The sequence below is a fragment of the Kitasatospora sp. NPDC048407 genome (genome assembly GCF_043200475.1).
Classification (GTDB): Bacteria; Actinomycetota; Actinomycetes; order Streptomycetales; family Streptomycetaceae; genus Kitasatospora.
Window position 1 is genome coordinate 264,901 of the sequence record NZ_JBICXW010000007.1, and the last position, 20,152, is coordinate 285,052.

18 protein-coding genes are annotated in these 20,152 nt (G+C 72.6%); 6 read left to right on the forward strand and 12 right to left on the reverse strand.

The features are described 5' to 3' along the window. Positions 1–140: 140 nt before the first annotated feature. Entirely contained in the window at positions 141–635 is a 495-nt protein-coding gene (locus ACGFWJ_RS16815) for a GNAT family N-acetyltransferase (RefSeq protein WP_392949894.1), read from the reverse strand. 279 nt (positions 636–914) lie between these two features. Between ACGFWJ_RS16815 and ACGFWJ_RS16820 the strand changes: the two genes are divergently transcribed. Further along, complete coding sequence (locus ACGFWJ_RS16820) at positions 915–1,739, forward strand: TetR family transcriptional regulator (protein ID WP_392949897.1); 825 nt, start codon at positions 915–917, stop codon at positions 1,737–1,739. 85 nt (positions 1,740–1,824) lie between these two features. Beyond that, positions 1,825–2,709: an IS5 family transposase gene (locus ACGFWJ_RS16825; RefSeq protein ID WP_392950024.1), complete on the forward strand. Its 885-nt coding sequence runs from the start codon at positions 1,825–1,827 to the stop codon at positions 2,707–2,709. A gap of 33 nt (positions 2,710–2,742) precedes the next feature. On the opposite strand, the gene ACGFWJ_RS16830 is transcribed toward ACGFWJ_RS16825, so the two are convergent. After that, entirely contained in the window at positions 2,743–4,038 is a 1,296-nt protein-coding gene (locus ACGFWJ_RS16830) for a GNAT family N-acetyltransferase (protein WP_392949900.1), read from the reverse strand. Positions 4,039–4,139: 101 nt separating this feature from the next. Between ACGFWJ_RS16830 and ACGFWJ_RS16835 the strand changes: the two genes are divergently transcribed. Continuing rightward, entirely contained in the window at positions 4,140–4,280 is a 141-nt protein-coding gene (locus ACGFWJ_RS16835; protein WP_392949903.1) for a hypothetical protein, read from the forward strand. Positions 4,281–4,330: 50 nt separating this feature from the next. On the opposite strand, the gene ACGFWJ_RS16840 is transcribed toward ACGFWJ_RS16835, so the two are convergent. From ACGFWJ_RS16840 to ACGFWJ_RS16875, 8 genes are all read right to left on the reverse strand, one after another. Next, on the reverse strand, positions 4,331–5,350 hold the full coding sequence (locus ACGFWJ_RS16840; RefSeq protein WP_392949906.1) for a GNAT family N-acetyltransferase: 1,020 nt from the start codon (positions 5,348–5,350) through the stop codon (positions 4,331–4,333). 107 nt (positions 5,351–5,457) lie between these two features. Then, positions 5,458–6,702, reverse strand: coding sequence for a C40 family peptidase (locus ACGFWJ_RS16845; protein WP_392949909.1), 1,245 nt, complete (start codon positions 6,700–6,702; stop codon positions 5,458–5,460). Positions 6,703–6,940: 238 nt separating this feature from the next. Then, on the reverse strand, positions 6,941–7,897 hold the full coding sequence (locus tag ACGFWJ_RS16850) for a hypothetical protein (protein ID WP_392949912.1): 957 nt from the start codon (positions 7,895–7,897) through the stop codon (positions 6,941–6,943). Positions 7,898–7,937: 40 nt separating this feature from the next. After that, entirely contained in the window at positions 7,938–9,653 is a 1,716-nt protein-coding gene (locus tag ACGFWJ_RS16855; protein WP_387643896.1) for a threonine/serine exporter ThrE family protein, read from the reverse strand. A gap of 122 nt (positions 9,654–9,775) precedes the next feature. Next, positions 9,776–10,330 carry a Uma2 family endonuclease gene (locus ACGFWJ_RS16860; protein WP_392949916.1) on the reverse strand — a complete coding sequence of 185 codons (555 nt, stop codon included), beginning with the start codon at positions 10,328–10,330 and terminating at the stop codon, positions 9,776–9,778. 118 nt (positions 10,331–10,448) lie between these two features. Beyond that, the gene (locus ACGFWJ_RS16865; protein WP_392949919.1) at positions 10,449–12,782 is read right to left on the reverse strand and encodes a tetratricopeptide repeat protein; all 2,334 of its coding nucleotides are present in this window, start codon (positions 12,780–12,782) and stop codon (positions 10,449–10,451) included. Beyond that, a complete protein-coding gene (locus ACGFWJ_RS16870; RefSeq protein WP_387643890.1) occupies positions 12,779–14,749 on the reverse strand; it encodes an ATP-binding protein in 1,971 nt (656 codons plus the stop codon). The genes ACGFWJ_RS16865 and ACGFWJ_RS16870 overlap by 4 nt, the downstream gene beginning before the upstream one ends. A 223-nt stretch (positions 14,750–14,972) precedes the next feature. Beyond that, positions 14,973–15,707 carry an NYN domain-containing protein gene (locus tag ACGFWJ_RS16875; protein WP_392949921.1) on the reverse strand — a complete coding sequence of 245 codons (735 nt, stop codon included), beginning with the start codon at positions 15,705–15,707 and terminating at the stop codon, positions 14,973–14,975. A gap of 225 nt (positions 15,708–15,932) precedes the next feature. Between ACGFWJ_RS16875 and ACGFWJ_RS16880 the strand changes: the two genes are divergently transcribed. After that, complete coding sequence (locus tag ACGFWJ_RS16880; RefSeq protein ID WP_392949924.1) at positions 15,933–17,090, forward strand: acyl-CoA dehydrogenase family protein; 1,158 nt, start codon at positions 15,933–15,935, stop codon at positions 17,088–17,090. A 59-nt stretch (positions 17,091–17,149) separates the two neighbouring features. Here the strand turns inward: ACGFWJ_RS16880 and ACGFWJ_RS16885 are convergent, their stop codons facing one another. Beyond that, the gene (locus ACGFWJ_RS16885) at positions 17,150–17,407 is read right to left on the reverse strand and encodes a hypothetical protein (RefSeq protein WP_392949927.1); all 258 of its coding nucleotides are present in this window, start codon (positions 17,405–17,407) and stop codon (positions 17,150–17,152) included. Positions 17,408–17,541: 134 nt separating this feature from the next. Here ACGFWJ_RS16885 and ACGFWJ_RS16890 point away from each other — a divergent pair, with 134 nt between their 5' ends. Continuing rightward, positions 17,542–17,877 carry a cupin gene (locus ACGFWJ_RS16890; RefSeq protein ID WP_387638917.1) on the forward strand — a complete coding sequence of 112 codons (336 nt, stop codon included), beginning with the start codon at positions 17,542–17,544 and terminating at the stop codon, positions 17,875–17,877. Between the two features lie 7 nt (positions 17,878–17,884). Here the strand turns inward: ACGFWJ_RS16890 and ACGFWJ_RS16895 are convergent, their stop codons facing one another. Further along, positions 17,885–18,466 (reverse strand): TetR/AcrR family transcriptional regulator, encoded by a 582-nt coding sequence (locus ACGFWJ_RS16895; RefSeq protein WP_387638919.1) that lies wholly within the window; start codon positions 18,464–18,466, stop codon positions 17,885–17,887. A 109-nt stretch (positions 18,467–18,575) separates the two neighbouring features. On the opposite strand from ACGFWJ_RS16895, the gene ACGFWJ_RS16900 reads away from it, so the two are divergent. After that, on the forward strand, positions 18,576–20,108 hold the full coding sequence (locus tag ACGFWJ_RS16900; RefSeq protein WP_392949930.1) for an MFS transporter: 1,533 nt from the start codon (positions 18,576–18,578) through the stop codon (positions 20,106–20,108). Positions 20,109–20,152 lie beyond the last annotated feature (44 nt).

The window sequence follows — 20,152 nt, forward strand, 5'->3', positions numbered from 1 at the left end:
CACCCAACCGCAAGATCGCGACGCAGGACAATCACTTGCACTTGATCGCGACCTTGCGGACGGGTGTGCGCTTGTCGCGCAGTTCCGCCCCCTCGGCTTCGCCTGGGGGTACCCCCAGCGCCCCTGCTTTCGCGCCCCGCCTACCGCCAGCCGTACTCGTACTCGGGCAGCACCGTCCCGTCCGGGAAATGCGCGACACCGCGCCCGACGCGGCTCGCGCCGTGGCGCTCGTAGAAGCGGATCGCGCGGCGGTTCGCGGCCAGCACCTCGAGGCGGACGGGCCGGTCCGGGTGGCGGGCGAGTGCGGCGTGCAGCAGGCGGGTGCCGAGGCCGGTGCCGGTGCGGTCGGGGCGGACGTGCAGCTGTTCCAGGCGGACGACGGCGCCGTCGGGCACCAGGTAGGCGAAGCCGGCCAGGGTGCCGTCGGGGTCTTCGGCGAGCAGCAGGGTGGGGGTGTCGGCGGGCGGGCCGTAGTCCGCGCTCAGCCGCAGTTCCCACAGGACTTGCTGCGAGCTGTCGGCGGCGAGCGCCGCGTCCGGGACGAGTCCGGCATAGGCGCTGCGGCGGCTGGCGGTGAGCAGGGCGGCGACGGCGGCGGCGTCGGGTGCGCCGCCTTCGCGCAGGGTGGCGGGCATGTCGCCAGCCTTCCACACACCGAGGGTTGAACGCGTTCAGCCGGTGCCCTAGAGTCGTCCCGAACAGTTTTGAACGCGTTCGAAACTGCGCGCCCCGGCCGAGGAGGGGATGGCCGGAGCGGGGAGATGACGCGCCCGGTGCCGGGGGGCACCGGGGCTGCCCGCCGGGCGGCGTTTCGCCCTCCCGGTCCGGAGTTGTCCGGGTCCGGGCTAGGCTCGGTTCCACAGGTGACTGGTCCGCAGGCGACTGGGGCGAAGCGAACGGCAGGCGGGGCGAAGGTGCCAGAGAACGACCGGGAACGGCCCCAGCGGGGCCCTGTGGAGCCGGAAAACGCGAGCGACCGGAACGAGCCGGGCACCACTGTGTCCGGCGGTGAACTTCCGGGCGGCCGGGCCCAGCCGAAGACGGACAAGAGCGAGGCCACCCGGGCCCTGATCCTGGAGACCGCGATGCGGCTCTTCCAGGAGCGCGGCTACGAGAAGACCACCATGCGCGCCATTGCCACTGAGGCAGGCGTCTCCGTCGGGAATGCTTACTATTATTTTTCGGCGAAGGAATTCCTGATTCAAGGGTTCTACGACCGGATGACCTATGACCATGCGGCGGACGCCAGGAATCGCATGGCCAATACGCGGGATTTCGCCGAGCGGCTGCAGATCGCGCTTGAGTCCTGGCTCGACACCGCCGCCCCGTACCACGAGTTCGCCGCGCAGTTCTTCCGCACGGCCGCCGACCCGACCAGTTCGCTGAGCCCGTTCTCCAACGAGTCGCACCCGGCCCGGGCCACCGCGGTGGAGCTGTTCCGCGATGCCCTTCAGGGTTCCGAGCTGGCCCCCAAGCTGGACGCCGAGCTGGTCGAACTCCTGCCCGACGTCCTGTGGTTGCACCTGATGGTCGTCGTCCTCTACTGGGTCTTCGACCGCACCGAGGACACCGAGCGCACCCGCGAGTTCGTCCGGCGGTCCACCCCCATGGCGGCCCGGTTGATCAACCTGTCGCGCTATCGGATATTCCGACCGATTGTCCGGGACGCCAAGGGGCTCATTCAGGACTTCATCCTGCCCACCATAGGAAAGACCGCCGTCAAGCCACCCGTGGCCTGAGAAAGTGTTGGGTAATTGATCAACTGCGTGTTGTGATGGGCTGGCGGTGATCTTCGCCATCGAGGTGTTCGCGAAGATCGCCGCCATGTGTGTCTGTTCGTGCAAGCCCTCCTACGCCTCGTCGTTGACGGATGCTCAGTGGGCGGTGATCGAGCCGCTGCTACCGGAGCGGGATCCGCGTCGGGCCGGCCGTCCGCTGAAGTTCCCCCGCCGGACGGTCGTGGACACCGTGCTGTACGTACTCGTCAGCGGCTGTGCCTGGCGGCTCGTGCCCCACGACCTCGTCCCGTGGGACGTGGCCTACCGGTGGTTCCGCGCCTGGACGGCGGATGGCACGTGGGACCGGGTCCACGACGCGCTGCGCGAGCGGGTCCGGGTGGCAGACGGCCGGGATCCGCAGCCCTCGGCGGCGGTGCTGGACTCGCAGTCGGCCCGCAGCCACCAGGGCGGCGAGGCGATCGGCTACGACGCGGGCAAACGCGTTCGGGGCCGTAAGCGACATCTGCTGGTGGACACCTGCGGCCTCGTGCTGCGGGCGGTCGTGCACTCGGCCTCCGTCCAGGACCGGGCGGGCGCGAAGCTGGTCCTCACCGGTATCCGGGAGCTGTTTCCGCAGGTCGGGATGGTCTGGGTCGACGGCGGCTATGTGAACGTCGTCGATGCCGGCCTGGTCGGCTGGGCGGCCGAACGTGAAAGCGTGGAGATCGTCGCGGTGCCGCGGAACGCGGATGTGAAAGGCTTCCAGGTGCTGCCCCGCAGGTGGGTGGTCGAGCGGACATTCTCCTGGCTGGGACGGTGCAGACGGTTGGCACGGGACTACGAGCGCAAGACCGCGCACGCCGAAGCGATGATCAAGGTCGCCATGATCCGTCTCATGGCCGCCCGCCTCGCCGGCGAGGAGATCGAACCGCACGGCCCCATCGAGACCGAAGCAGCCCGCCGCCTCGCCGACGACCTCAAGAACGAGTGATCACCCGATTACCCAACACTTTCTGAGGCGCCGTCAGAAACTGTCGGGATTCCAGGGGGTGCGGGCGGGACGGAGCAGGGTGTCGGCCAACGTGGCGGCCCCGGGGGTGAGTTCGGAGACCACGGCGGCCGCGGCCAGGCGGGTGGCGGTGTCGGCGCCCAGGTAGAGGGTGCCGAGCGCGCCGACGCCGAGGGCGAGGTCCGCCGCGTCCTCGGTGGGGACGATCCGGCCGGTGCCGTCGGCGGCCGTCTCCAGCGCCCAGCGGCCGGCCGTCCAGCCCTCGGGGTCGGTGACGTCCAGCACCAGGCGGCCCGGGGCGATGTACTGGCGGGCGGCGAACGCGGCGGGCAGGTCGAGCAGGCGCAGCCAGGTGAAGTCGGAGTCCTCCTCGTGCGGGACGGCGGCGCGCGGGTCGTTCAGCAGCAGCGGCAGCGGATCGTCGGGCCGCAGGCCGTCAACGATCACGTGGCGCACCCAGTCGACGGAGAACGCGAACTCCCAGAGCGCGTTGGCGGTCTGCTGGTCGAGCGCCAGGAAGTCCCGGACGTTCAGCGGGCAATTGGGGTAGGCGCCGTCGAACTTCTCGTCCACGGTGTAATTGATCAGGCCGGTGACGGTGCCGTCGGCGGTGCGGTGGAGGGCGGTGAAACCCTCCTTCCAGTCGAAGCCGGGCAGTTCGATGTCGCCGGTGCGCAGCCGCCACCAGTGCTCCGGGCGGCCGATCGCGCCGGGCTGGGTGAGCCGCCAGCGCTCGTAGAGCTCCGGGCCGAGCTTGCGGACCTCCTCCAGCGTGACGAAGTCGATCCGGTGCCCCTCGTGCACGGGCAGCCCGGCCCGCAGGCCGCCGGCCCGCAGCACGTCCACCCGCCAGCCGCTGGCGTAGGTGGCCGGGCCGAAGCCGAAGCGGCCGTAGATGTTGTACTCGGCGGCGATCAGGATCGCCGCGGACAGGCCGCGCTCGCGGGCGGCGGCCAGGTCGTGGCGCATCATGCCGCTGAGCAGCCCGCGCCGGCGGTGGGTGGAGTTGACGGTGACGGCGGTGATCGCGTCCACCGTCAGCCGGGCCCCGCCGGGGACGGTCAGTTCGGTGTCGAAGCTGCGGAAGGTGGCCACGCAGCGCGGCCCGTCCGGCGTCGGGTCGGTGTGGTCGAACGCGCCCTGCATCCGCCCCGGCTCGAACAGCACCTCCCGCCACTCCTTCGCCGGGGCGACGTGCGGCCGCAGGAAGCCGCGGGCTACCGCCCGGTCCCACACGGCGAGTTCGTCACGGGTGATCGGCCGGATCTCGACGCCCTGGTCGGCGCGAGGCTGCTGCGTGTCGTTGCCCATCCGGCCACGGTATGACGGGCCCCGAACCGCGTCATCCGGTTTTCCGGCCAGTCGCCGACGGCGCGTCAGCACCTGTCCGTGACGCCCGGAACAATGCCGCCATGACTCTGCTGCCCGTCACCGCGCCCGCCTGGCCGATCCGGCTCCACGGCCTCGCCCCCGAGACGCACAACGGGGAACTGGAGGCCGGTCTCACCCGCGCCCGCAACGCGCTCAAGCGGCAGTACGCGCCGGTCAATTGACTCCGGGCGGACGAGGCGGCCCCCGTGCATCACCTCTGAGCGCGGCGGCTTCAGGCGATGGCGGCGAGTCGCTCGGCGAGCTTCGCCGTAGTGGTCTCGACCCAGTTCATCGTCCTGGCGGTGTGGTAGCCGAGTGCGTGATTGATGCCGATCATGTGGGTGTTGGTGGTCGCGGTGGTGGTACAGACGATGTCCAGGTCCGGTCGCTCGTCGGCGAGTCGACGCGCCATGGCGGCCTTCATCGCCGCGCCGAGCCGGTGGCCGCGGTGCGCGGCCAGCACGGAAGTGTCGTGGATGTAGCCGATCTCGCGGCGGTGCGGGTAGTTGTGGACGACGTGGACTCCGGCGACCTGGTCCGTGGTGTCGTCGATGGCGATGACGACCCGCTGCTCCGCACCGGCGTCCGCCAGTTCGCGGTCGGTCTCGCGGATCCGGGCCGGGGTCCAGCGGGTCGCCCGGTAGCTCGATTCGCCGGTCGGGGCGTCCTCGATGGCCTGCCGCGCCACGGCGTAGGAGTCGATGAGCGGCTCGGGGGTCGTTCCCGTCCATTGGGCCAGGCGGTAGCCGGTCGGGACAGGCACCTCCCACAGCTGCGCGGGGGTCGTGGCGAGGCGCAGGACCTGCATCACCATGCTGTGCGTCACCTCGAACCCGAGGCCGGCCGCCCACGGGGCCCCGGCGGAGTCGGGCTTCATGGGCTGTCCGAGGACGGTGGCCCGCCGGGATTCCAGCACCGCGGGCATCGCGGCCAGGAGCAGTGCGGTGCCGACGCCGCGGCGCCGCAGTGCGGGGTGCACGTGGACCTCGACCTGGGCAATCCCGGTGTTCGAGGACTCGGGCAGCGAGACCCGGACCGAACCGGCCAGGCGCCCGTCCAGGTCGCCGACCCAGAAGCGGCACGGTCCGTCCTCGACCGGCGGTGTGCGCAGGCGGCCGATCGCGGCCGCGTACGTCAGCGGCGGGTCCTCGGGGAAGTCCACTGCCACGGCTGCGGCCCGCATCGCGTGGTAGTCGGCCAGCTGCTGCTCACTGGCGTGGTTCGGATCGAGCGCCTGTATGTCGAGAGTCACCGGATCTCCATGTCGGCTGTGGAAGGGCTTCAGTGTGCGCCGTTCCCACCGGGGGCGGGGGGTGTTCGGACTCATCCGCCCCGCCCTGCCCGCATGCCGACTGGGCGTCAGGGACGGGCGTAGAAGTCGGGGCGTCCCATGATCCAGAGGCTGGCCTGCTTGATGGCGGTGCCGGGGCGGGGGGCTTCGATCATCTGGTCGTCGCCGAGGTAGATGGCGACGTGGTAGATGTCGGCGGCGCGGCCGGTCTTGGTCCAGAAGATCAGGTCGCCGGGGCGGAGCCGGTCGTAGGTGACGGGGGTGGATTCGGCGTACTGGTCGGCGGCGAAGTGGGTGAGGTTCTTGCCGCCCTGGCGCCAGGCCATCATGGTCAGGCCGGAGCAGTCGTAGCCCTGGGGGCCTTCGCCGCCCCAGATGTAGGGCAGGCCGATGACGGAGCGGGCGAAGGCGAGGGCGGACGCGGCGCCCTCGGCGGACCAGGGCTGTTCGCGTTCGGGGGCGGGGTGGAGCCGGCCGGCGCCGGCGTGGTCGGTCTCGGCCTGGCGGGCGGCCTCCTCGGCCTCGCGCTGGGCGATCTCGTCCAGCGCGTCCTGGCGTTGACGTTCGAGGTCGACGCTGGTGTCGCGGGCGGCGGCGAGTTCGGCGAGCAGGGTGTCCTGGCGTTGGCCGATCTCGGTGACCTGGCGCTGCTGGTCGGCGAGCCGCTGCTGGGCGGCGTCCTTGGCAGTGCGGACGGTGTCGGCGGCGGTGCGGGCGGCGGTCTCGGCGCGGCGGGTGTCGGCGGCGGCGCGGGCGGCGGCCTTCGCGGTGCTGGTGGCGTCGTCGAGGATCTGCCGGGTCTGGGCGCCGGCGACGCCGACCGCGGCGGCCTGGACGGACAGTTCGCTCGGGCCGTGGGAGCCCAGCAAGGCGTCCAGCGCGGCGAGTTGGGGGGAGGCGCCCTGCCGGTACATCTCGGCGGCGAGCCCGGCGGCCCGGTCGGCGGCCCGGGCCCGGGCGGCCTCCGCGATGGCGGCGCGGGCGGCGGCGGCCGTTGCCGCCTGCTGGGCCTTGGCGAGCCGGGCGAGGGCGCCGTTGTACGCCTCGACGGCCTGTTCGGCGGCCTGCCCGATCCGGTCGAGTTCGGAGCGGGCGGCGGCGAGCCGGGCTTCGAGGCCGGTGGCGTCGGCGGCCTTGCCGTCGGCCTCGGCCTTGGCCCGGGCGACGTCCTCGGCGGACGGGTACGCCTCGTCGTCGGGGTCGTCGGCGGGCCGGACGGCGGGGACGGGGGCGGCGGGGGCGCTCGCGGCGGGCAGCAGGGTGAGCAGTGCGGCGGTGGCGAGGAGGAGGGCGGGGAGGAGCCTGCGGGGCATGAGGGTCCTTCCTCGGCGCGTTCTGGTGGTCGGCCAAAGGAATCGACCGACTGTCCCATCACGTGACAATTCGGTCACGCACCGCCAGATTCTCAGACCTGACGGAGCGTCGACGCCACCGCAATGCAGCCACCCGGGTGAGATGTCCGATTGTCGGAACCGGTGCCTGCGCGAAGGGGGTGGGTCGCCCACGAACCCTACCGGCCGGCGTCCCCGGGGCCCGGTATCCGGCAATCCGTCAGCGTGCCCGCTGCGGCGGCTTGCCGGTCGCGGTGGTGCGCGGCCGCCCGGCCCGGACGGTGCGTCGGCGGCGCTGGGCGCGGGCCCGGCGGGCCGGGTCGGTGGCCGCGGCAACGGCCCGCCGCCCGCCCGTCGGCCGCGGCTGGCCGCGGTGGGCCAGCGCCTTGGCGGCCATCCGCTCGGCCACCGCGTGCGCCTTGGGGTGCCCGGCCGGCACCTTGTCGGGCGCCCCGGCGATCAGGTCGAACAGCCAGGTACGCGCCCGGTCCGTACGGGCGTGCAGCCGCCGTTCGCGCCGGTTCGCCCGGGCCATCCGCCGGGGGCGGCCGACGTACCGCCAGCGCGCCCACGGGCTGGACGGGCGGGCCAGCCGGACCGCGCCGATCCAGGACAGGCCGGGCACCATGATGCCCAGCAGCCCCGTCCACACCTTGCCCTTGAGCAGCGCGACCACGCTCATCAGCGCGTTGCCCGCGATCACCGCGACCACCCCCCACCGGGTGCTCTGCCCGGGCACCAGGCCGAGCGGCACGTACCCGGTGAGCAGCAGCGCGGTGAGCAGGATGCCGAGGATCACCGCGTCCACGGACTTGCGGCCCTGTTCGCTCCAGTACACGTCGTCCAGGTGCAGGATCAGCGCGAACTCGTCCAGCACCAGGCCGCAGCCGATGCCGAAGGACAGGCCGAACCAGTCGATCCACGGGTGGCCGCCGCCGGTGGCGAACACGCCGATGCCGCCGAGCAGCAGGAAGCCCAGGCCGAACACCATGTGGTGGATGTGCAGCCCGCCGGGGGTGATGTTGCCGGGCCACCAGCGGACCTGGGCGCGGATCATCCGGGTGCTGAAGCGGATGCACACGAAGGAGGTGATGAACCCGACCAGCAGCAGGAACAGCGGCTGCTTGTGGGCCTCCACGATGTGCTGGTGGTAGCCGTCGAGCAGTGCACTGAGCATCGGGTGGTGCCTTCGGTTCGGTACGGTCGGCCGGGCCGGGTCAGAAGCCGCGGGTGCGCTTCGCGGCCCGGCGCGGGATCAGCAGGTGCGGGGCTTCGCGGTCGCTGGCGCCCGGGTTCTTCAGGAACAGCCGGGCCACCTCGCCACCGAGGTTGACGCCGATGGCCAGCGCCATCGCGAGCGCCACGGCCCGGCTCGCCGACACCAGCCCGTTCGACGGGTGGCCCTGGGCGAACGCCAGCATGCCCAGGTACAGCGCCGAACCGGGCATCAGCGGGCCCATCGCGGCCGTCACGTACGGCAGCGCGGAGGACGCCTCGAAGCGGGCCAGCAGCTGGCCGAACAGGCCGACCAGACCGGCGGCCAGGCCGGTCGCGACGATCGCCGAGATCCCGGCGTTGTAGACCAGCACGCCGTACGTGGACCAGCCGATGCCGGCGTTCAGCACCACCATCGGCAGCGAGCGCCGGTCGGTCTGCAGCAGCATCGCGAAGGCCAGCGCCAGCACCATCGCGGCGATCAGCTGGACCGGCGGGGAGGCGCTGGTGCCGCCGATCGACTCGTCGGGCCGCAGTTTGGCGTTGTAGTTGACGCCGACGTACAGCACCAGCATCACGCCGATGACGATGCCCGCGACCAGGTACACGACTTCCAGCAGCCGGGCGGCGGCGGTGATGTAGAACCCGGTCAGGCCGTCCTGCACGGCGGCGACCATGGCCCGTCCGGGCAGCAGCGCGAACAGTCCACCGGTGATCACCACCGAGCCGCGCAGGTGCAGCTCGTTGAAGGACAGCAGGATGCCGCAGAGCGCGGCGGGCATCGCGGCGATCACGAACTGGTAGAACTCCGGCAGCCCGCGGCGGGCGATGAACGAGGCCAGCCGGTCGCCGACCACGGCGGCGACGAAGGCCGCCGCGAACACCAGCCAGGCCTTGCCGTCGAGCTTCCCGCCGACCAGGAAGGACGCCGCGCCGGCCAGCAGCCCGGTGGCCAGCGACAGCAGCCACGCCGGGTACGGGTGCCGGTTGCGGCGGATCCCGGCGAGGCGCCGGTAGGCGTCGTTGACGGTGACCTTCTCCGCCGTGATGTCCGCGACCAGCTCGTACACGGCGGCCAGCCGGGTGTAGTCCGAGGTGCGGCGGCGCACCACCCGGTCCGCGGTGACCGGCGGGTCGATCAGCGAAGGCTGGTGGGAGATCGAGATCAGCGTGAAGGTGACCTGCGGTTCGCAGTGGTCGAGCCGGTAGGCGTGCGCGATGCCGAGCATCGCGGCCTCCACGTCCTCGGCGGCCTCGCCGCTGGCCAGCAGCAGCTCGCCGATCCGCAGCGACAGGTCCAGCACCCGGGGCACGTTGCGCTGGGCCTGCGCCCCGGCGGCCGGGTGCAGCTCGCGCGGGGTCCGCTCGAACGCGGGCCGCTCGGCCATGGGGGTGCGCAGCAGGGTACGCATCCGGTCCGGCCAGGGGGCGTCGCCGGGCGCGCCCTTGTGCAGCTCGGTCAGGTCCAGCCCGTACGCCGGGGTGTACCCGGCCGCGTTCCACTCCTCGGGCGTGAGGGTGTCCTGCGCGAGCGGGTTCCGCGCCCGGACGGCGGCCTCCGCCGTCTCGGTGTGCCCGAGCAGTCCCTCGGTCTGCGCGGGCTCCGGCGCGTGCGGAACGCTGACGGTCCGTTCGATGGGCGGCACATCCGGCCCGAGCAGCCCTTCGGTGGGCGGCGCCTCCTGCGCCGGTGCGCCCTCCGGCTTGCGTTCGGACACGACACTTCCTCCGCCACCCCGGCAGCCGCCCGGTCGGGCTGCCTACTGGCTCCACCTTGCCCGATCGGCCTCGCCGGTGCGAACAAGGGGTGGCCACTGCCGTCGGACTCGCGACAGCGCACTCAGAAACGCGTGGTGTCCAGGACCAGGTCGAACGGCTTCGGCAGGCGGATCGGCGTGCCGAACGGATGCGGGCCGTCCACCACCGCGTAGCCCAGGTCGTGCGGCTCGGAGAACAGGGTGCACTCGCGGCTCTGCCGGTCGGCGAGCAGGTAGAGCGGCGCGCCGTACTGGGCGTAGCGCTTGCGCTTGGTGACGCGGTCGGTGTCGCCGTTGGACTCGGAGGTGACCTCGACGACCAGCAGGGTCTGGTCGGGGGTGAGCGCGCCGGCCCCGTCGGCGAGGTCGTCCGGGACCACGGCGATGTCGGCCAGGTACCAGTTCGGGGACCCGGGCAGGTCGAGGTTGCCGGACCCGCTGACGCAGCCGAGTTCGTCGATCCGGGCGTCGAGCTGCCGGCGGATCCGGGCGACGAGGCGTTCGTGATCCCAGGTCGGTGACGCCAGAACGATCCGTCCCTCGACAACCTGGGCCCGGCGGTGGTCGACGAGCTGCACGGCGTACTTCAGCGCGGCCTCGTGGTCCACGTCGCCGTACGCGATCGGCTGTGCACTCATGCCCGGCTCCCTCGCGCTCGCGTGCGGTGTCCGGCCCAACGCCTGCATTACTCACCGTACCGGCCGCCGACGGCCCGCGGTCCGGGGATGACCGGACCGCGGGCGGCGGCGGGAGGGCCTACAGGTCGTAGTCGTCGACGATCTTCTGGTGCCGGGCCAGGTCGGCGCCGGCGGCTTCGGCGAGGGCGGGCCAGGCGAGGGGGTGGGGCCAGGAGGCGGTGAGGTCGGTGAGGAGGATGTCGGCTTCCTTGGCGGAGGCGGTGGGCGGGACGCCGAGGGCGGCGTAGATGCCGGGGAGGGTTTCGCCGTCGTGGTGCGGGTCGGTGATGCGGTACTGGTCGCCGCTGTAGGCCCAGACCGCGTAGCCGGCTTCCTGGAGGGCGCCGCGCAGGGCGTACCAGGTGTCCTCGTCGGGCAGGGCGCCGTCGATCCAGTAGGTGGTGTAGCCGGCCGGGTCGAGCAGGGTGAGGAACTCGAAGGCCGGGCGCCAGTCGTCCTCCTCGCCGGGTTCGGGGCGGTCGTTGAGGACGGCGGGGGAGAACACCACGACATCGCCGTGGTTGAGGTCGTGGTCGTCGCCGAGGACCGGCAGCACCCGGGCGGTGGCGGGGCCGGTGCGCAGGGCGGGCAGGTCGACGGTGGTGCCGCCGAGGCGCGGGGCGCGGAGTTCGATCAGCTGCCACTCCTCGTCGATCGGGCCGCTGTCGGTGTCGAACTCGATGCCGAGGCGGGCGCCGGCGGCGCGGACGGCGGGCCAGTCGCGGTTGGCGGTGGCGGCGGTGGCGAGGTGCCAGAGGTCGGGGGGCTGAACGGTGCGGTGTTCCTCGTCCTCGCCGGCCTCGGCGGGGTCGAGGGCGTGCTCCAGCAGCTCCTCGTAGAGCCGCTGGGCCTCGGCGTGGTCGCCGCGGCGGGTGGCGGCGGAGGCGGCCAGCCGGCGGGTGTTGAGGGCGTCCGGTTCGTGCACGAGGACGGCGGCGCACTGCTCGCCGACCTCCGCCCAGCGGCCCTGGGCGGCGGCCCAGCGGGCGCGCAGCCAGTGCGCGTCGGCGGGGGCGGCGGACAGCCGGTCGGCGAGCCGGTCGATGCCGTCGCCGTCCTCGGCGTCGATCAGCAGCTGGCCGAGCATGCCGGTGAGGTAGTCGCTGTCGGGATCGAGTTCGAGCTGGGCCCAGAGCAGTTCGGTGACGGCGCGGGCGTGGCCGAGGGCGCCGAGCGCGCCGGCCAGGTTGAGCACCAGGACGGTGTCGGGTGCGTCGTCGCCGGCGAGGGCGGCGGCCAGCAGGTCGGCGCCGGTCTCCGGCTCGGGGCGGTTCTCGGCCAGCCACTGCGGCAACTCGTCCACGGGGACGGGCAGTTCGGGGTGCGGCAGGGCTTCGGCTGCGGCCTTCAGCTCGGCCACCTGTTCGACGACGCCGTCGGTGAGGCGCAGCCGGCCGAGCTTGCGGGTGCCGGTGCGGGCCAGCGTGAGGGCGACCTCGCGGGCGCCGCGGGCGAGGGCGAGCCGGCCGGCCGTCAGCACCAGGTCGAGGCAGGGGCGGTGGGAGCCGGCGGCGTCGAGTTCGCCGGCCCAGCCGGCCAGCCGGGCGCCGAGGGCGGCGTCGTTGGGGAACTCGCCCGCGGCGGTGAGCAGTTCGACGGCGGCGGTCCAGCGGTGCCGGATGTCGGGGTAGCGGTCGGCCTCTTCGGCGTCGGGCAGCAGTTCGAGGGCGGTCGCGGTGCGGCCGAGGGCGGCGTGCTGGAGGGCGCGGCCGACGGCGAGCTTGCGGCGGTCGTCGTCGTCGAGGCGGTTCCCGGCGGCGACGTAGGCGTGTTCGGCGGTGTCGTAGGCGTCCAGGGCGTCCTGGTGCCGGCCGAGGCGGTGCAGGGCGGATACCCGGCTGTGCGCGAAGGACAGCGAGACGTTCTCGCCGGCGGCCTGGATCCTGGTCTGCGCGCGGTCGAGGTAGCCGAGGGCGTCGGCGGGGCGGCCGTCGTCCTCCAGGGTGTCGGCGTATTCGCGGGAGAGGCAGTCGAAGCAGGCCCGGGCGGGTTCGACCCGTTCCAGGGTCTCCTCGAGCACGGCGAGCCGCTCGGGCACGTAGCCGGGGCCGTCGATGTTGGCGTGGCAGATGGTGAAGTCCTGGACGGCGCACACCGATTGCGGGCAGGAGGCGGTCTCCTCGCGGTGCGCGAACTCCAGCAGCGAAACCGCCTCGGACATCGCGGCCTCGCCCTGGTAGCGCTTGTTGAGCAGGTTCTGCAGCCGCCAGTGCCGCAGGAAGACCTCCACCCAGGGCAGGCCGAGGGCCCGGGCCGAGGCGAGCGCCTCGGGGTACATCGCGTCGAGCTGCTCGTTGCGGCCCTCGACGGCGTGGCCGGCGATCTCGGCGAGCGCGTCGGCGAGCCGGTGCTGGCCGGATTCGGCGAGTTGGCGGTGGGTGTCGTGCACCCAGGACCAGATGTCGGTGGTCATCGTTCCTCGTCCCCCTGCGGAGTGTCTGCGGAGATGGTGTCGGGCACCGCCGACAGGCCGTCGGCGGGGACGTCGGCGGTGAGCGCGGCGACCGCCGTGGAGATGCCGCCGAGGGCGGCGGTCAGGTCACCGCCCGAGCCGCCCGAGCCGCCCGTCGAGCCGGAGGCCGCCGCCATGATCACCTTCAGCGAGCGCAGCAGCGCGGCGGCGGTGGCCGCCCCGGTGTGTCCGGCGCGGTAGGCGGCCAGCAGGTCGTGCACGGCGGGCGAGGCCAGGTTGAGGTAGAGCCGGGCCTTGACGGTGCCGTCGGTGCGCGCGGTGAACGCCCGGGCGAGGCGCAGCGCGGCGGACGGGATGCGGGCGTCCGCCTGGTCGTCCTCGATCCGGGCCTTGAGTTCGGCCTCGCGGTCGGGCACCAGCACCAGTGGCAGCCCGGGCGGGTCGAAGCGGGCCGGGACGAGCTGTTCGCCGTCGTCGGTGAGTGCGGCGCTCAGCCAGGCGTGCTGTTCGGCGGGCAGCGGCAGGTCGGGGGCGCGGAACAGTTCGCGGTTGCCGCTCTCGCTGCCGAGTTCGACGATCCGGCAGTCCCGCAGCTGCGCGTAGCGGCGCAGGAACGGCAGGACGGCGTACCGGTCGCCGCGGGCGATCGGTACCTGCATGGCGCGGTACAGCATCTCCTCGAAGCCGCCGCCGCTGCCGAGGGCGACGTGCACGGCGCCGGAGCCGGCGGCGCGCAGGGCGCCGGCGGTGAGTTCGCCCTGCGAGGTGGGGACGGGGACGTCGTCGGCGAGCAGGGTGAACAGCCGGTCGTCGCAGAGGGCGGCGCCGAGCAGTTCCTGGCCGTGCCGGGCGAGGATCCGCCGCCAGGCGGCGGGGTGCAGCCGGGCGGTCTCGTACAGGCCGTCGACGATGGCGTCGGTGAGGGCCTGCTGGAGGGCCCGGTAGTGCTCGTCGCGCTGGAGGTCCTCGCGGCTGGCGGTGGGGGTGAGCCGGCTGGATTCGACCACGCCGCCGATGAAGCCGGCCCAGCTGGGCAGCAGGTCGCGGGCGTCGTCGGCGAGCAGCATGCCGCGCAGGTAGACCGCGAGGTCGCGGTTGTCGCTGGAGCCGTAGGTGCCGCCGTCCTGGACCCAGAGCAGGCCGACGGCGTCGGTGCGGTCGTCGGCGGGCTGGACGGGGAACGCCGTCAGCGGTTCGAAGCTGCGGGCGAAGGCGGTGGCGAAGCGCATCCGGTGCAGGTAGGGCGAGCCTGGCAGGTCCTGCCGCCACGGCACCGCGACGTTGTTGACGGCCTCGTCGTCGTCGCCGACGAACACGTCGATGGGCAGCAGCACGCAGTACCGGGCGAGGACTTCGCGCAGCGCCTCCTGGTCGGCGAGGTGGGCGTGCTCGGGCTTGAGCCGCAGGGTCACCACGGTGCCGGCCGCGGGGCGGGGTGCGGCGGGCTCGACGCTGTACTGCTCGCCGCCGCGGCTGCGGTAGGTGTGCGCGGCGTGCGGTTCGCGGTGCGAGGCGGTGGTGACGGTCACTTCCTCGGCGACCGAGAACGCCGACAGGAAGCCCAGTCCGAAAGCGCCGATGAGTTCCTGGTTGCCCGTCAGGTCGCGCAGCATCCGGGTGTAGCCGGTGCCGACGGTGGCCAGGTAGGCGTGGATCTCCGGTTCGGTGAGCCCGGCCCCGTTGTCCTCGATCGCCACCGTCCGGGCCGCCGGGTCGCCGGTGACCCGGATCAGTGGCCGGTAGGTGCTCTCCGGGTCCTCCAGCCTGCGCCGGGTGTGCGAGTCGTGGGCGTTCTGCACCAGTTCACGCAGCGCCACCAGTGGTGTCGAGTAGAGGTGCGTGGCGAGCACGCCGACCAGGCCGCCGAGGTCGACCTCCGTGGTGCGGAGATTCTCGGAGTTCTCGGACGCGGGGAATTCGACGCCACTTCCGTCGGCGCCGGAAACGGGGGGAAGGCCATCAGACATGAGGCCCCAGTGTGCCAGTACGACAATCAGGCGACCACTGTTTTCGGATTTCCTCGATTTCTGTCGATACTCGGTCAACTCCCGGCCACCATACGGATGATCACCCCGGATCCCGCCAACCGGCCGAAATCACAAGCCATTTACGGGCGACCGGGGAAACGTGCGGCCGCCCCCGGTACGACTTTCGCACCAGTTTGCAGAGAGACCACCACGGCCCCGAATTTCAGCTCTGGCGGCGGGTCCGCGCGTAGGCCACCGGCGGGTTGCCTTCGCCGTGGTTGCGCTTGACCACCTCGAACTGGCCGTTCGCCTCCAGCAGCGGCATCAGCTTGGGGAACCCGTAGGTGCGCGGGTCGAAGTCCGGCTTGCGCTTGCGGATCTGGTTGCCGACCTCACCGAGGTGCGCCCAGCCGTCGTCCCCGGACGCCGACTCCAGCACGCTGTGCAGCAGGGCGGCCATCGCCCCGTCCAACTGCCCGGGCTCGATCGGCTCGGCCAGCGCGACGGCATGCGCGATCGGGGTCAGGTTCTCGGCGTAGATGAACTTGTCGCAGGCGGCGACGAAGGCCCGGGGCGTCTTTCGCTCCCCGAACCCGTACACCGTCAGCCCGGATTCGCGGATCCGGGAGGCCAGCCTGGTGAAGTCGCTGTCGCTGGAGACCAGGCAGAAGCCGTCGAACCGGCCGGTGTACAGCAGGTCCATCGCGTCGATCACCATCGCGGCGTCGGTCGCGTTCTTGCCGGTGGTGTACGCGAACTGCTGCATCGGCTGGATCGAGTGCTCCAGCAGCTGCGCTTTCCAGCCCTTCAGTGCGGTGCCGGTCCAGTCCCCGTAGGCCCGCTTGACGTGCGCCGTCCCGTACTTGGCGACCTCCGCCAGCAGGTGCTCGACGATCGACGCCTGGGCGTTGTCGGCGTCGATCAGCACCGCCAGCTTCGCGGTGTTCTCGTTGTTCATGCGGCTCCCGTCGCGATCGGCCAAGGCACGCGTGCCCCGGAGCCCATCCCAGCAGACCCTTCCGACGCCTGCGCCCGGAGGTCCGTCGAGTTCGGCTGACCTCGGCCGATGCGCCGCCCGACGGGTCGCCGCCGACCCTGGACACCGCAAGCTACCGGCGATTAACTTGACTGCGCCGACCAACCAGCCGGGCACCAGCCGGCCGGCCGCCGAAGGGAGCGCACCGTGCGCCGCACCGTGTACAACGAGGACCACGAGGCGTTCCGGGAGACCATCCGGGACTTCATCGCGAACGAGGTCGTCCCGGTCTACGAGAGCTGGGAGGAGGCCGGCCACCCGCCGCGCGACTTCTACCGCAAGCTGGGCGAGCTCGGCGTCTACGGCATCGAGGTCCCGGAGGAGTACGGCGGCGCCGGCGAGACCGGCTTCAAGTACCAGGCGGTGATCTACGAGGAGACCGCCCGCGCGGGCGTCACCTTCGGCTCCTCCGGCGTGCACACCGGCCTGGTGCTGCCGTACCTGATGGAGTACGCGTCCGAGGAGCAGAAGCAGCGCTGGCTGCCGGGCTTCGTCTCGGGCGACATCATGACCGCGATCGCGATGACCGAGCCGGGCGCGGGCTCCGACCTGGCGGGCATCGCCACCACCGCGAAGCTGTCCGCCGACGGCACCCACTACGTGCTCAACGGCGCCAAGACCTTCATCACCGGCGGCGTGCTGGCCGACCTGGTCCTGGTGGTCTGCCGCACCGCGCCGTACGACCCGGCGGACCGCCGCGCGGGCCTGTCCATCCTGTGCGTGGACACCACCTCCGAGGGCTACTCGGTCGGCCGCAAGCTGCAGAAGATCGGCCTGCGCACCTCGGACACCGCCGAACTGGCCTTCACCGACGTCAAGGTCCCGGTGGAGAACCTGCTCGGCGAGGAGGGCCGGGCGTTCTCCTACCTGACCCACAACCTGGTGCAGGAGCGCCTGGCGATCGCGGTCGGCGCGTACGCCTCGGCCGCCGCCGCGGTGCAGTTCGCGGTGAAGTACGTCAAGGAGCGCAAGGTGTTCGGCAAGGCCGTCGCCGAGTTCCAGAACACCAAGTTCTCGCTGGCCGACTGCCAGGCCCAGGTGCTCGCCCAGCAGGCCATGGTCGACCAGGCGCTGGAGCTGTACCAGAACGGCGAGTTGACGGTCGCGGACGCGGCGGCGGCCAAGCTGTTCTGCACCGAGTCGGCCTCCGAGGTGATCGACAAGTGCCTCCAGCTGCACGGCGGTTACGGCTACATCCTGGAGTACCCGATCGCCCGCCTCTACACCGACAACCGGGTGTTCCGGATCTACGGCGGCACCAGCGAGGTCATGCGCACCATCATCGCCAAGTCGCTCGGCCTGTAATCGGGGGGCGCGGCGGAGGCGGGCACCCGGCCGGGTGCCCGCCTCCGCCGTGTCCGCGGTCAGTTCGCACTGGCGCGCCAGGCCTCCAGTCCGGCCGCCGACGCGGCCTTCGCCTGGTGCAGGGTGCGCTGCGCGAGCGCGGCCGGATGGGTCTCCAGCTGCTGGATCCAGCCCCGGCCCGCGTTCGCCAGGGTCACGCAGACCAGGACCGTGCCGGTCAGTCCTACGAGGGCGCCGATGCCCGTGAGGGCCACGCCGACAGTGAGCATGCCGCGGTTCACCTGAAAACCGTCGATGAATTTCTGATTGGTCGCCATAGCACCACCATCGGGCCGCCTCCCGGGCCCCGCACGCCGAACGGGCCCCGCGTTGCCCCCTGCGCGTGGCCCAGCGCGCGCCGCCCGCCAACCCTGCCTAGGGTCGGCCCCGGGGGCCGAAGGAGGAGAACGCGATGACCGAGCAGCCGGCCCGGATCGACCTGAACGCGCTGGCCGAGGAGCACGCCGCCAAGGCCGCCACCAGCCCGCACGGCCGCAGCGCCCACCTGCTGCTGCACGACGGCGTCCTGCGGCAGACGGTGATCGCGCTGCGTGCCGGGGCCTCGCTGGACGAGCACAACGCCCCGGTCGCCGCCAGCCTCCAGGTGCTGCGCGGCCGGGTCGCGCTGACCGTGGCCGGCCGGCAGCAGGACGCGTCGGCGGGCGAGCTGCACTCCGTCCCGCAGGAGCGGCACGGCCTGCTCGCCCACACCGACGCGGTGGTGCTGCTCACCGCCGTCACCGCCTGACGCCCGCTCAGGACCGGCCGAGGACCTCGCCACTCACCAGCGCCATCGCCCGCAGGTAGTCCTCGCCGCCGGGCACCCCGTCCGGGTCGATCAGCCAGTGCGCGGCCTGGCCGAGCAGCAGCGACTGGTAGAACACGCCCTTGGCGAGCTCGTCCGGGGTGTCCTCGTGCTCGGCCTTCCCCTGGAACAGCGCGGCCAGGCCGAGCCGGCCCAGCTTCTGGGCCTCGGCCAGCTGCTCGCGCAGCTTCGGCAGGTTCTCCAGCTGCCCGAGGATCTCGAACTGCACCGTCCACAGGCCCCGGTGGGTGGCGAAGCTGTCCCGCATCGCGTCCCAGGAGCGGACGAACCGCTCCTTCGGGTCGGCGATGTCCGCCGAGGAGGCCAGTGCGGAGCCGATGGCGCTGCCCCACTCCCCCATCGCCTCCACCAGCGCCTGGATCAGCAGCGCGTCCTTGGAGCCGTAGTGGTAGCCGATCGCGGCGAGGCTGACGCCCGCCCCGGTGGCGATGTCCCGGGCGGTGGTGCGCCCGTAGCCCTTCTCGTACAGGCAGTGCTTGGCGCTGGCCAGCAGGTCCTCGCGATTTCCCATGCGCCGATGCTACGGCAGTCCAAGACGCTTGTCTTGCTCGAACGTCTGGCACATTCGATTTAGACGCTTGTACTAGACAGCCGTGCAAGACGTCCGTACAGTCCTCGGCATGACCTCCGACCACGGCCGCGCCGGCCGACGCGAATGGCTGGGCCTCGCCCTCCTCCTGCTGCCGACCCTCGTCCTCGCCATGGACATGGGCGTGCTGTTCTTCGCCGTCCCGTTCATCGCCACCGACCTGCGGCCCAGCGGCACCCAGCAGCTGTGGATCATGGACATGTACTCGTTCCTGCTGGCCGGGCTGCTGATCCCGATGGGCGCCCTGGGCGACCGGATCGGCCGGCGCAAACTGCTGATCGGCGGCACCGCCGCCTTCGCCGCCGCCTCACTGGTGGCCGCCTGGGCGGACGGGGCGAACCAGCTGATCGCCGCCCGGGCCCTGCTGGGCATCGCCGGAGCGGTCTTCGGGCCCTCCACCCTGGCCCTGGTGCGCAACATGTTCCCGGACGCCAAGCAGCGGCAGGCCGCGATCGGCGCCTGGAGCGGCGTGATGATGGCCGGCGCCACCCTCGGGCCGGTGGTCGGCGGGCTGCTGCTGGAGCACTACTGGTGGGGCTCGGCCTTCCTGATCGCCGTCCCCGTGATGCTGCTGGTGATGGCCGCCGCGCCGTTCCTGCTCCCCGAGTACCGCGCCCCGCAGGAGGGCCGCTTCGACCTGCTCGGCGCCGCCCTGTCCATCGGCACGGTGCTGCCGGTCGTCTACGGCATCAAGACCCTCGCGGTGGACGGCTGGAGCCCGCTCCCGGTGCTCGTCCTCGTCGCCGGCCTGCTGATCGGCGCCGGCCTCGCCGTGCGGCTGCGCACCGCCGCGAACCCGCTGCTCGACGTCTCGCTGTTCCGGATCCGCACCTACAGCGGGGCGATCACCGTCAATACCATCGCGATGTTCGCCATGATGGGCTTCTGCCTCTTCACCTCCCAGTACCTGCAGCTGGTCAAGGGCTACGGCCCGCTCGCCGCCTCGCTGTGGGCGCTGCTGCCCAGCGTCGGGGTCGGCGCGGCGGTCGGCGGCTTCGGCGCCCTGGCCGGCAAGGTGCGGCCCGCGATCCTGCTCACCAGCGGCTTCCTGGCCAGCGCCGTCGGCTTCGCCGCGATGGCCTTCGTCGTCCCCGGCTCCTCGCTGGCCCTGCCGCTGCTCGCCGCCGGGATCATCGCCGCCGGCGCGGTCGGCACCGTCAGCATCACCGGGGAAATGGTGCTCTCCGCCGCCCCCGCCGAACGGGCCGGCGCCGCCGGGGCCACCTCCGAGACCGCCCAGGAACTCGGCAGCTCGCTCGGCATCGCGGTGCTCGGCGCGGCCGGCGCCGCGATCTACCGGGCCCGGATGGACGGCTCCGCCCCCGACGCCGCCCGCGACACCCTCGGCGGGGCCGTCACCACCGCCGCCCGGCTGCCCGCCGACGCCGCCGACCGACTTCTCGCCACCGCCCGCGACGCCTTCACCGCCGGAATGCACGTCGCCGCGGTGGTCGGAGTCCTGGTGATGCTCGGCGCCGCGCTCGCCGCCCACCTGCTGATGCGCCACCTGCGCCCCGTCGGGCAGCCCGCCGCGAGGAACTCCCAGGTGGTACAGACCACATGACCCGTATCACCTGCATTTCGGCCGCTGTTTGCCAGCGGGTGTAT

Excerpts from the sequence above, each read along its gene's own strand:
- ACGFWJ_RS16860 (WP_392949916.1), bottom strand. The coding sequence starts at position 10,330 with ATGAGTGCACAGCCGATCGCGTACGGCGACGTGGACCACGAGGCCGCG.
- ACGFWJ_RS16890 (WP_387638917.1), top strand. The coding sequence starts at position 17,542 with ATGACCGAGCAGCCGGCCCGGATCGACCTGAACGCGCTGGCCGAGGAG.
- ACGFWJ_RS16865 (WP_392949919.1), bottom strand. The coding sequence starts at position 12,782 with ATGACCACCGACATCTGGTCCTGGGTGCACGACACCCACCGCCAACTC.
- ACGFWJ_RS16875 (WP_392949921.1), bottom strand. The coding sequence starts at position 15,707 with ATGAACAACGAGAACACCGCGAAGCTGGCGGTGCTGATCGACGCCGAC.
- ACGFWJ_RS16900 (WP_392949930.1), top strand. The coding sequence starts at position 18,576 with ATGACCTCCGACCACGGCCGCGCCGGCCGACGCGAATGGCTGGGCCTC.
- ACGFWJ_RS16830 (WP_392949900.1), bottom strand. The coding sequence starts at position 4,038 with ATGGGCAACGACACGCAGCAGCCTCGCGCCGACCAGGGCGTCGAGATC.
- ACGFWJ_RS16815 (WP_392949894.1), bottom strand. The coding sequence starts at position 635 with ATGCCCGCCACCCTGCGCGAAGGCGGCGCACCCGACGCCGCCGCCGTC.
- ACGFWJ_RS16825 (WP_392950024.1), top strand. The coding sequence starts at position 1,825 with ATGTGTGTCTGTTCGTGCAAGCCCTCCTACGCCTCGTCGTTGACGGAT.
- ACGFWJ_RS16850 (WP_392949912.1), bottom strand. The coding sequence starts at position 7,897 with ATGCTCAGTGCACTGCTCGACGGCTACCACCAGCACATCGTGGAGGCC.
- ACGFWJ_RS16845 (WP_392949909.1), bottom strand. The coding sequence starts at position 6,702 with ATGCCCCGCAGGCTCCTCCCCGCCCTCCTCCTCGCCACCGCCGCACTG.
- ACGFWJ_RS16835 (WP_392949903.1), top strand. The coding sequence starts at position 4,140 with ATGACTCTGCTGCCCGTCACCGCGCCCGCCTGGCCGATCCGGCTCCAC.
- ACGFWJ_RS16895 (WP_387638919.1), bottom strand. The coding sequence starts at position 18,466 with ATGGGAAATCGCGAGGACCTGCTGGCCAGCGCCAAGCACTGCCTGTAC.
- ACGFWJ_RS16885 (WP_392949927.1), bottom strand. The coding sequence starts at position 17,407 with ATGGCGACCAATCAGAAATTCATCGACGGTTTTCAGGTGAACCGCGGC.
- ACGFWJ_RS16870 (WP_387643890.1), bottom strand. The coding sequence starts at position 14,749 with ATGTCTGATGGCCTTCCCCCCGTTTCCGGCGCCGACGGAAGTGGCGTC.